This is a genomic window from Candidatus Clostridium helianthi (assembly GCF_045310795.1).
GTDB lineage: Bacteria > Bacillota > Clostridia > Clostridiales > Clostridiaceae > Clostridium > Clostridium helianthi.
The window spans coordinates 28,682-41,931 of record NZ_JBJIAB010000002.1; the positions used below are offsets into that span (position 1 = coordinate 28,682).

The following is a 13,250-nucleotide window of genomic DNA, read 5'->3' on the forward strand; positions in this document are numbered from 1 at the left end:
ATATTGAGTATAATTTAAAAATCTAAGGAGGAAGGTTGCCGTCTTCCCCCTTAGATTTAATTCATGACTTCAATTAATATAAGGTTCCATCTGAACCAAACACATATTTTGTTCCATCTATATATCTTGATCCCGTTACCATTTCTCCATTAATATTAAAATAATAGTTTTTACCATCAATAACTACCCATTCATTTTTTTTCATTACACCCGTACCTTCATCTAAATAATACCAATTATTCTTAGAATAAATCCATCCTGTTTTCATTGAGCCATCATCATTTGAATAATACCAATTTCCATTAGCTCTAAACCAACCTATCTGCATTTCTCCTGATGTATTCTTAAAATAGTACCAGTTACTACCCAAGTTAAGCCAATCACTAGCTGCCTGTCCATTATCTTTTAAATAATACCATTTTTCATTAGACGATTTCCAAATTGAAGTTGACATTGATCCATCATTATTAAAATAATACCAGTACTCATCAACTTTAAACCAGTCCTTTACCATCTTACCATCAGCTTTTAAGTAATAATATTTACCATTATAATTGACCCACTCCATCTTTTTAACGGCTCCATCTTCACCAACATAATACCAATCATCACCATCTTGTACCCATTGGTTAAACAGTTCACAGCCCTTTTTCTTATCGAAGTAGCACTTCTTACCATCTACAATCTGCCAACCTGTTTCCATGGCCCCATCAATTCTATTAAAATAATATATTTTTCCATTTATCTTTTGTACACCTTTTAAACTAACTCCATCTTTATCATAATAATATATATATCCATCATGTTTTCCCCAGCCTTTATCATTATCATACCTATCAAACACTTTATCCCAAGCATCATCAACATCATTATTCTTATCTTTAAGATCATCAGTAAGATCATCTAAGGAGTCATTTATGTCATTTATCCCATCACTTATTCCATCTATAGTTTTATCAAACTCATTTTTACCTTTATCTATCAAGCCGCCAATTTGAGTATTTATATCTGGAATCATATTGTATGTCCCACTTTTTATCATTCCCTTTATCTTATCCCCAACATTACCTAGATTAACTCCATCAATCATCTTATCTAATAAATTCTTTTCGTAATCTCCAACTACAACAGCATATTTATAACTTTTATTTGCTGTGATATCTCCGTTTTTAGTTAATGATAAGCTTAAAATAGAGAATTTAGTTCCATCTATATCCAAAGGAAAACTTAAGCTGCCACTCAAATTAGTAACACCATTAAAATCAATAATATTTAAATCTTTATTTATTTTATCTGAATCTCCCTGTTTTGCCTTTAACATATTATAAATTGGGTTATTAATTACATATACCTTGTTGTTTACGGAATCAATAACATTGATACTCATACCATCACCAATAACTTTAGAACCATTATCTAAATTAATTACTTTTGAATAAGCCGTTGTACCTACTGCTGGATTAAATGTCAATGAAGGAACTATATCAATGCTGCTGTAAGATGCATTCCTCACATTAGCACTATAAGTATTTACGCAATATGCGCCATTTCCTACCACAGTATTAACTATTGATCCCACTAACCCCTTTACCACAAAGGCCTGAGCTATAACATCACCTGAATTATTTTTCCCAGTATACTGATATATAGGGATATTCTGAAATCTGCTCTTAATAGCACTTGGTAATGCTGCTTGTAAGTTTTTCTCCACTATAGGTTCGATTACGTTTTTAAGCGTTTCCTCTGGTATAGTACCTCCTGTAGCCGATTCTGCCTTCGATACAACTGCATTTGTTATTGGATCTTTCAAAACCTCATAAACTTGTGCTGAAATTTCATCAACTAGCGAACCCGACAGATTGTACGATAACTTGCCACATTCCTCATTGTCGATTGACTTTGCTCCTTTGCTGCTAAACATCAATTTTACTCCATTTTCTAACTGAGGGTTTATAGTTGTGTTTTCAGCCATTCCTATAAGAGTATCTCCATCAGGAACCATTGATCCTATATCAATTCCAGAAAGAGCTATGTTATTAGTTTGGGGATTTAAAATTATTTTTGAAATATCATTAGTCTCCGCTTTAACTGGAGTACTGAAAACACTATTTGGTATTGTAGCTATAATACTTGTCCCAATTAATACAAGTGCCAATATTTTATTAATTCTTCTTATCATGCCAATCGCCTCCAAAATATCTATATATATTATATCATTTATACTGATGAGTTTAAATATTCTAACAATATATAGTTACTTTTAATGTGCATTATATGATGTAAAATTCATTAGCCAAATAGCTCTAATTACATAATTAATGATATAACTATGTTTACGAATTTAGTTATAAATATCCGCATAAAAATAACCATATAGTGATATAAAAATCATACCTTCGATATGGTCATTCTAAAACTCTTTAATTAATTTATTCTTTAAATATTTATTATTATTATTTTAATTTAAATTTTTGTACTAATTCAGTTAAATGCATTGCTATCTGAGCTTGCTGAGTTGCTGCATTGGCTACTTGCGATATAGCTGATGAACTAGTTTCTATTTCTGATTGTATTTTCTCGCTATTCACAGAAGATTTTTGAACATCTGCAGCTGTACTTTGAAGTGCTTCATTTATCTGCTCAACTGTAGCTTCAACCTCTTGAGCCATTGATACTAGTTCTTCTGACATTGAGCTTACAAAGTCTCCATCATTGCTATACTTTTCTCCGATCTTAGCATAATCCTGTAACTGCTTATCAACTTCACTCGACATAAAATTAAGTATATCATTACTGTTATCTGAAAGATTTTTAACTGCGTCCTGTATCTTAGATATTGTATCTTGAATTGTAAAAACAGTTTGGGAAGATTCCTCTGCAAGTTTTCTAATTTCTTCTGCTACAACTGCAAATCCTTTTCCTGATTCTCCTGCTCTAGCCGCTTCTATTGCTGCATTCAATGCCAAAAGATTAGTTTGCTCGGCAATATCAGCTATAGCCCCAGCCATAACTTTAACTTCCTCAACAACTCTTGCATCTTCAATTGCCTTTATTATATCTTTTTCTTTTTGTTCTCTTATTTGTGTTGTATTTGCAATAGCAATTTTACTATCTTCCTTGACCTTTTCAGCTCTTCTTTTAATCTTTTCAGCATTTGTACTTCCATCGGCTGCTTTATTTGCCAAACTTTCCATGCTGGAATTAACTTCTTCAATAGAAGCTGCTATTTCTTCTGCCGTTGCACTTGTTTCCGTCATTGTAACATTTATATTTTTGGATGAATTATCAACTTCATCAAGCTTGGCTGATACTTCTTCTACATTCGCAGATAGTTCCTGACTTAATCCACTCATATTACAAGCTTCATTTAAAATAGTTGAAATAAGATTTTTTACATTCTCCTGAGCTACGTTTAATTCTCTTCCAGTCGCCCCAATTTCATCATCTTTAGTTATTTCAATACCTTCTGAAAAATCATAGCTTGCCAACTTCATAGCGAATTTCTGAAGAGTATTTAGTCTTGAAATTATATTTTTATGCATATAAAACCCAGCAAAAATTGCAGCAATTATACTTATGATACATACAACTACAGTTGTCGTAATATCTCTTGCCAATGTATCTCCATTAGCAATACCATTTTTTATATCACTACGCTGCTTAAAATTCACTATTCCTGATATAAATACCAAAATAGACATAATTACATACGAAACTTGAAGTTTAACCTTTAATGATACATTTTTTTTCTCTTTATTCATTTTGTCTCCTCCTATATGTACCTTTCAATCTAATTGCATTCATTTATAAAATATTTTAATAAATGTATTCATATTTATAGATGGTGATTGACTATCCTACACAATTTTATGATATCATTATTTTTTCCTACATTCAACTAATACAAACATAACTCTACAATTATAACATTATTTGGACATATATATAAATTTTAGCTTATCCTTTGTACAAAAATAAAAGTGATATCCTATCATAAGATATCACTTCTATTCTTAATTATGCATTATTCAAATTTATCCATTGCCCGTCAAGGAAAAGCATTCCAGTCTTCATAACTCCACCCGCATCGAAGTAATAATTCTTTCCATTTATATTCTTCCATCCAGTTATCATTATTCCACTATCATCTAAATAGTACCATGACTTTCCATTATATAACCATCCTGTCCTCATACTACCATCATCATTCAAGTAGTACTTATTTCTATCATAGGTCACCCAACCTTTTTGCATTACCCCATGATCATCCATAAGGTACCATTTACCCTTATATTGTGCCCAAGCTGTTTGCATTTCTCCAAAGTTATTAAAGTAATACCATTTTCCATCGTAAGTAGCCCATGTATTAACCCTCATAGCTCCATTAGCTTCAAGGTAATACCAATATCCTTTGTCATAAAACCAACCTGTTTGCATAATACCATCTTTATTTAAATAGTACCAATTACCAGAATCCTGTATCCATCCAGTTTGCATATACCCGTTTATGTCCAGGAAATACCATTGATTGTCATACTTAACCCACTGATTTTTAATTTGCATACCAGCTGCATTATAGAATGTCCAATTTCCTCCAACAAGTACCCACTGGTTAGTTCCTTCTATATCTCCTCTAATTACACTTAACTTATAAGTAGTCGTTGTTTTTCCATCTTCAGCAGTTACTTCAACAACTACAAGATTTGCTCCTATATCAAGTTTTATGTAATCAGATTGTCCATTAGTATACTCTTTACCATTTATCTTAATCTTTGCTTTGTCATTTTGTGAAGTATACATAACTCTTACTTTTTCAATATTTCTAGCAACTTTAACACTGTATAGATAAGTCTCAGGATCAAATTTTGGTGACATTGTTCCGTCTGTTACAGAAAGACTCGCTAAATTCACATTGTCTTTTGGATATCTTCTTGTAATATTTAATACATATGTATTGCTATTTCCTTTAGAATCTGTAACTTTTACATTTATAGTATTTCCACCTTCATCCAAGCTTATATAAGGTGAAGTTGCGCCGCTAGGTACTTTCTTTCCATTAACCGTAATTGTCGCATTAACATCCTCTGCTGTTGGAGTAACCCCTATTGATGTAACACTATTATCGACGGTTCCTGAATATTCATATATTCCTTTATTAAAAGCAGGAGTTAGAGTTCCTGATGTCAGTGTCAACCCAGTAAGCTGAGAACTTCTAAATAAAGCTGTACGGGTAACTTTAATATTATATGTACTTGTATCACCATCCTTAGTTGTAAGGATAACTTCAACATCATTTTCTCCTTCATCTAGCTTTATGCTTTGGCTCTTACTTCCACTTTTTACAGTCACACCATTGACTTTAATAGTAGATGAATTATCTACAGCTATTGGTGTAAATGCAATTGTTGTTTGAGTAGTTGGTACTTGAACTGTATAGTCATACGTATTTGAATTGAATGCTGGAGATAAAGTACCTGCTGACGGCACTAATGACTGTAATTTTGCCTCTCCTTTTTTAGTTATAATCAACTTATATTGTCTAGAGATATTTTGGGTTGTCACACCTATACTTATAACATTATCTCCACCAGTTAAGTTTACAGTCGCCTCTGCAGCACTACTACCGCCATTAGTAGAAAAATTCATTGGCGTATTATTATTGTCAAACAACTGAACTTTCGCCATTTTAACATCAGAATTTATATCAGAAATATGATAGTTTCCATTTGCATCTGTTTGTGTAAAAAATAAATTATAAGTTATCTTACCATCTAATGTAACCCTTAAACTTTGAAATGAAAGAGAAGAATCCGCTTCGAATTTCATTCTTATCGGATAGGTAACTTGTTTTCCTGAGCTATCTTTCATAACCACCGTAAGTGTAAAATCGCTATAATCAGTTATTGTATTTACTACATAATCATTTCCTCCACTTGAGTTTGCTACTGGCTTAACATTCATAAAACTTGAGCTACTTTGGACACTTACAATAGAATAACCAGAATCAGCTACCAAAGTGAAATTTTGACCTATTGGAAGAAACTCACATACATATCCATCTTTCTCGTTTCCATCAATATTTTTAGTTTTTCCGTTCACATCTCCTATGTGAAATTGCAGACCTTTTATTTGAGTTTCATCAGTTGCACTAGCTTTCTGCAAATTTACTGTCTGCATAAGTGTAAAAAATACAGTAAAAATTAATAAATAAGAAGTAATCTTATTAAGATTGATTTTTTTTGCACTCATTAGTATGTCCTCCCATCTTATGTTTACGAAATTTATTATCATCCATTTCTAATGTATTTAAACACCAGAAACAGCATATTCAAGTTCATAAAGTATATAATCTATTACTATATTTATTATCGAATTTTCCTAAAGTTTCTTTAACTAAATAAACATAGATATCCTGCCTTTATTCGTACTTATTTCCTCTATAATATACAAATTTCCTTGGAAATATTGGTTCCTTTTTGACTTTTATTCTAATATGTTCTGTATTTCCTACTATAATGTTACACAAAACTTGCTTTTTTCAAATAATTAAAAGTCAGATTTAGATATGGTAATTACCCAAAATTCACGGAACCATCATTATTAAAATTATATATATATCCATCGATTTCTACAGGACTAGTCCTCATAGCACCATCCTCATTAAAATAGTAGTACTTGTCATCTTTATAAAGCCATCCACACCTCATATTACCCGCGTAATTCAAATAATACCAGTTATTTTTCCAATATACCCATTCTCCAGCTTTCATGCTGCCATCAGCATTTAGAAAATACCATTGATTATTTTCATTTACCCATCCAGTATTCATGGCGCCCGATTGATCTAGATAATACCACTGTTTTCCATAATATATCCACCCTGTTCTCATACTACCGTTACGCTCCATGAAATACCAAGTTCCATTACTGGTTATCCATCCTGTTGCCATCGTGCCATCGTCTTTCAAGAAATACCACTTATCATTATCTTTAATCCAACCAGTTTTCATTACACCATTATTATCTAAAAAGTACCATTCATTTTTATAATATAACCATCCAGTTTGCATTTCTCCATTTGCCTCCAGATAGTACCACTTATCGTCATCTTCCATCCAACCTGTTTGCATATTTCCTCTACTGTTGAAATAAAAATAACTTTTATATTTATTATCATAATACCAAGTATTCTTCAAACATTTACCCGCAGTATCATTGTACCTCCATCTTCCATTTACTATCACCCATTGATTCGGCTTTATTACTGCATTAATTGTATCCTTAACATTAGGTGTTACTGGAATACCTAAGTACATATTTAAAGTATAATTCCCAATTCTTTGAGTATCATCATCCTTAACCCCTAGATTAATAGTATATTTTCCTATACCATTAAACTTAACCTTTATAGAATCATTGCTTAATTGCTTTCCATTGGCTGTCATTGAATAGTTTCCATCATCTGGAGTTGCCTGAAGTTCCATTATATCTGTTCCTTCATCTAACTCTATATTATAAAAATTGGTGTTTTTATCAAATCCAATATTACTATCATTTATATTGATATCCTTTAGATAAACAGCATCTTTTCCTCCCTTATAAATATACACATTATAGGTAGATGTTGCATCGCTCCTATTATCTAAGACTTCTATTTCTATCTTATTTTTACCTTTTACTAAAGGTACGACTTTTCTATAACTATCATCTCTAGTTACTATCTCTCCATCAACCTTAACCGTATCTAGCAAATCATACGGTTTAGCCTTAATTAATACTTGATCAATATCATTACCAACATCTGTGACATATGAGTATTTATCTTCTGAAAAATCGAGATTTCCTCCATCACTTAAATAAATATCTTTTAAAGAAGGATTATCTTGTTCTGCATAAACCTTTGTCATAAGCAAATTCAAAGAGCTTGTCTGTAAAAATGAAACGCTATAAATAATAAAAAATGTTAAAATTATCCTTCTGACCATTTTACTCATATTCTGCCCCCCCTTTGTCACCACTTAATATTTCTAAACTAAATCTCTATATTTAATATATAAATAGAGTATAAATTCTACAGATACTCACTTCTATATGTATATTAATAAGCTGTGAATCCAATATGATTAATTCTATTTTTATATTTCTTCTAATAATAATGTTACCATTATAATACTTTACTGTAAACGCGGATGAATAATCTTAAATCTTAATTTTATATTAATTTTATTTTAACACTTTAGTAAAAATACTATTTAATGATACCACAAAAAAACTGCTCATAACGATTTAAATAAATCATTATGAACAGTCTTAATTTCCTTATATTTATGTTGAATAAAGAAATTATTCAACAATAAATTTTTATCTTTAGTATTCTGTTGTAGTAAGTCCAAATTTATAATTTGGACCTCTACTTATTTTAATTTATTACTTAATCCAAGCTCCTGATGCTCCTAATTTATATCCATCAACAGTTGTGTTAGCTAACATTGCTCCTGATGAATTTAAGAAATACCAAGTTCCATTATCATTTAACCAACCAGTAGACATTGCTCCTGATGATTGTAAGTAGTACCAAGTTCCGTTATCATTTAACCAACCAGTTTTCATTGCTCCTGATGATTGTAAATAGTACCAAGTTCCGTTATCATTTAACCAACCAGTTTTCATTGCTCCTGATGATTGTAAATAGTACCAAGTTGATCCATCTTGAATCCAACCAGTTGCCATAGTTCCATCAGCTTTGATGTAATACCAAACTCCACCATCGTTAACCCATTGTCCTTTTACTTGAGTTCCGTCAGTATTGTAGAATGTCCAACCTGCATCAGTCTTAACCCATCCTTTATTTACAACTGGAGTAGGATCTGTTGGTGTAGTTGTACCTTTTCCACCGATTACTGAGTAAACATCATCTTCTTTACTCCAAGCTACGATATTATCTTTGTTATATACTGACATTTGATCAAAAGAACCGTCTACTTTGTACACTTTTGTCCAATCTTCATCATTATTCCACTCGTAGATATATCCAGCATCTAATCTCCAAAGATTTCCATCAGCATCTGTATCAACAGCACTCTTACTACCATTTACTTGTACATCTTCACTTGCTTCATCACCTAAATCAACATAATAGTAACCATTCTTTGAACTTAATGTTCCTGTAGCAGTTTTTACATTTGTACCATTAGCAGTATAACCAACTAATTTTCCATTAGCAACAGTATAGTTGTCATAAGTGAAAGCTTCATTCTTTCCATCTTCATCAGAAACTATATAAGTTGTTACTGACTTAGCATATTTAGCTCCATCAACATTGCCAGAAGCTTGTGCTTTTGATATTTTTTGAATAACACTGAAGCTTACACTTCCAGATACTGTTGTATCAAAAGTCTTTGTATCAACAGAAACATCTATTCCATTTATTTTAGCTATTGTAGATCCGTTCTTAACTGTTACAGTAACTTTTGCTATTCTATAGATGTTATTAGCATCTTGCCCAATTACTTTAGCATTATCACTATCAACGCTTGCTGATAATTGATCTTTTACAGTTTCACCAGCAGCATCATATGTATCATCTGTATTACTTATAGTTGCTGTTTTATTAGTAGTTCCAGATGCAGCAGTTGTAGTTACTTTAATTGATCCTAAGTTATAATCAGCATCAATATAGTTTCCTTGAGCATCAGTATATACATTTAATTTAGTGTTTGTACCGTTTGTTGCATTATCTTTTGTGTATTGGAATTTATACCAAGGAGCTGAGAACTTATTTCCTGCAATTTCTGCTCCAGCTAAGTCTTGAATTGTTTCAGCTTCGGTTGAAACATATCTTTTATCGTTATCCTTTTTAAGATTTTTTCTTAAAGCTGATGCAGCATCATCTTCTGCATTTTCTTTTATAGATTCATCAGTTACTGAACCATTGTCTAAGTCGACAAAATAGTCACCATCTTGTACATCTAAATATTTAGATCCATAAATATCAGTATCTGCTCCACTATCAATATCTGATAAATTATTGTATTTACCATCTGCTAAATAATAAGCTGCTTCGTCTTTATCATTAACTTCTCCATCAACATAAAACTTACCATCTTTATATGCCACTGCATTATAGATAGTACCTTCTTGTGAATCGATTTTTGTGTAGTCAGCTGCATGTGCAGGTACTATTGAAATAATAGCAGCTGCAGCTACTAGTAACGATGTTGCTTTAGTCATTCTTTTTATCATTTGTATATTCCTCCTAGAGTTTCATTTTTTGGTTTATTAATTACTTATTAGTTTAAAAATAATATCTTGGTTAAAAAATATTATTTTGGTTTACGAATATTATTATAGCAACTTTATTTATGCTTGTCTACGTCTTTTTGTATTTATTTGGAGCTTTTTGTCGATATTTTTTTAATAAAATATTAGTACTTGCTGAATTTTATTCTTTTATTGTAAATCTACATACTTAACTGTAAAATTAAGGACCAGATTTCTATAAGATTTACTTAATAAAATACCAATATTTGAGCGCAATTATATCAATCTCCAATTAATTATCTTCATATATACGTTACCTGATTGTAATTAATATATTAACATAAGCATTATATATGAAAACAGGCTACAAAAGCTTGACTTTAAAGCTTTCCTTTAGGATGCTAAAAACTTTACCCGTATTTCTATTATAATTGAATTTCCTTAACAATTCCTGAATCATTTTAAATTATAAGCTGAAAAATCATGGAATTGATGTAGTATAAATTCATTAATTCCACTTTGCTATAATGAAATGCAAAATTCGACATATAGTTTTCTACTTTATAATATCTTATACTTGTAGGCGTCCATGAATCCTAATTCATTAAGACATTATATAAAACATCCTTTAAAGTATCTAAGAAAAATACTTTCATCAATAAAATCATGATTCTAATTTCTAAATACAATACTCAATTGATGAAGAAACCTTATTTAAAGCAGAAAAGACTATCTTTTAGGCATGCCAATAAAAAATATAGGTTATGCGCCTACCCCGTACTAAGTGCATAACCTATATTTATAATTTCTATTAAATATATGAACTTAAAGTTTTAGAAAATTTGTAAATATACTTATCTAATAAGTTAACCCTTTATTTTTGATATCTATATATGTAACTAAACTTTTCACTTTATTTCATTACCATCTATAAGAAAGTAAATGATCCAGCTACCTTCTTATTAATAAATACTGCTAATAGCTTCGAGGCTATTTTACTTTTATTTTCTTTACTCCCTCCTTAATGATTCTACTGGATCCAACCTTGCAGCTTTATTTGCTGGTAGTAAACCTGCTAATGTACTTATTACAATACTTACGGTAACTCCAAGTATTGCGTATTCTCTTTTTATTAAAACCACACTTACTGCAAATAGTTTATTTGACATGAGATTTATTCCTCTCATGATAAAATATGCACCTATTAAACCTATTGCGCCGCTAAAAAATCCTATTAAAAAAGCTTCTGAAACAAAAATTCTACGTATGTCTTTTGCTCTGGCTCCAATTGCTTTTATTATTCCTATTTCTTTAGTTCTTTCTACAACACTTATGTACATAACAACTATTATCATAATCGCTGATACAATTAAAGATATTGCTGCAATTCCTGATAGTACATATGTTAATATATCTATCATTTGATTAAACATAGATGCCATTTGTTCCTGAGATGACTGTGAATAACCAAGTTCATTAACCTTTTGTTTAATTTGAGGGGTATATTTGCTATTTGTTGTGTTAACATAAACCACATTAGGCTTCAATTTATAGCCGTTATCTGAATATAACTTTTCTAAATCAGCATAATTTAAAAAAGCAGATTTCATATTTGCAGTTAAATCTCCACTTGTTGTTGTATAAACACCACTTACAATAAAATCCCTATTTAAAATCTTTTGATTTGCAAGTATGCGTAAATTCACTTTTTGCCCGATAATATCTTTCCCCAAATTATCGCTTAATGCTTTATTAATTAATACTTCCCCATCTTTAGGTAATGTTCCAGTTTCAACATTAGATGCCGTTATATTTGAAGATATTGTTGAAACATTCATTAAATTATTAGTTTTATTATTGTATACTAACGAATTCGCCCCAAGAGAAATTATACTATAACCCCTTTCCACAGAAGATACATTTTCTATTTTTGATAATGTATCAATATCGCTTTCTTCAAATGGTTTAGTAGAATTAACATCCGGTTTCTGGACTGTTGTAACATCTAAATTTATATCCTCATTTTCTTCACTAGGCATATTAACTTCTATTACTAATGGATTTACATAATTATTCATAGTCTTATTAAAATAAGATTTCACCCCATTGCCTAATGACAGCATTAAAATTATGCTCATTATTCCTATACTGCCTCCCACAGAAACAAGTATATTACGAGGAAGTTTTTCTTTCATATTAACAAGTGCTAGTTTTGCAGATGATATTAAACTAAGATTTTGCTTTTGCTTTCTAATATTATCTTGTTTTTCTATATTAACTTCATTATCTAATTCTATGACCTTGTTATCATCAATTATTTCTCCATCTGATATTTTAATTATTCTACTTGAAGCGGATGCTACTCTTTCAGAATGAGTAACCATAATTACTAGCTTTCCCTTTTTAGCAATATCCTTCATTATTTCTAAAACTTGAATTGTAGTTTTTGAATCTAGACTACCCGTAGGCTCATCAGCAATAATTATTTTAGGATTATTTATTAAAGCTCTAGCTATTGCAACTCTTTGTTTTTGACCACCTGATAATTGACTTGGTTTCTTATTTATATGATTCTCTAAACCTAAATCTCTTAATATTTCTTTTGCACGTTTCAATCGTTCTTTTTTTCTAACATTAGATAGTGTCATTGCAATCGTAACATTATCTAAAACAGATAGATGACCAATTAAATTAAAACTTTGAAAAATAAATCCAACTTCATTTTTTCTATATTTATCAAGCTCTTTTCTTCTTAACTTTTTAATATCTTTTTCATTTACAAGTAATTCTCCTGAAAAATCAGAATCTAATCCACCAATTAAATTCATTAGTGTAGACTTACCACTACCTGACTCTCCTATAATAGAAACTAACTCTCCAGCATTAAAAGATAGATTAATATCATTCAATACATGAAATTTGTCATTATCTTTTAATCTATAATACTTATTAATATTTCTCAACTCTAATAAAGCCATTTTTCGTATACT

Annotated in this window: 6 protein-coding genes; all 6 read right to left on the reverse strand. The window is 30.5% G+C overall.

Translation table 11 applies throughout. The features are described from left to right. Nucleotides 1-73: 73 nt before the first annotated feature. A complete protein-coding gene (locus ACJDTP_RS01885) occupies nucleotides 74-2,179 on the reverse strand; it encodes a cell wall-binding protein (RefSeq protein WP_406760320.1) in 2,106 nt (701 codons plus the stop codon). 274 nt (nucleotides 2,180-2,453) lie between these two features. Further along, nucleotides 2,454-3,761 (reverse strand): methyl-accepting chemotaxis protein, encoded by a 1,308-nt coding sequence (locus ACJDTP_RS01890; protein WP_406760321.1) that lies wholly within the window; start codon nucleotides 3,759-3,761, stop codon nucleotides 2,454-2,456. 256 nt (nucleotides 3,762-4,017) lie between these two features. Then, entirely contained in the window at nucleotides 4,018-6,249 is a 2,232-nt protein-coding gene (locus ACJDTP_RS01895; protein ID WP_039770697.1) for a cadherin-like beta sandwich domain-containing protein, read from the reverse strand. Between the two features lie 323 nt (nucleotides 6,250-6,572). Then, the gene (locus tag ACJDTP_RS01900; RefSeq protein WP_039770696.1) at nucleotides 6,573-7,994 is read right to left on the reverse strand and encodes a cadherin-like beta sandwich domain-containing protein; all 1,422 of its coding nucleotides are present in this window, start codon (nucleotides 7,992-7,994) and stop codon (nucleotides 6,573-6,575) included. A gap of 433 nt (nucleotides 7,995-8,427) precedes the next feature. Continuing rightward, entirely contained in the window at nucleotides 8,428-10,242 is a 1,815-nt protein-coding gene (locus tag ACJDTP_RS01905; RefSeq protein WP_406760322.1) for an N-acetylmuramoyl-L-alanine amidase family protein, read from the reverse strand. Between the two features lie 1,028 nt (nucleotides 10,243-11,270). Next, nucleotides 11,271-13,238, reverse strand: coding sequence for an ABC transporter ATP-binding protein/permease (locus ACJDTP_RS01910; RefSeq protein WP_017212091.1), 1,968 nt, complete (start codon nucleotides 13,236-13,238; stop codon nucleotides 11,271-11,273). Nucleotides 13,239-13,250: the final 12 nt, after the last annotated feature.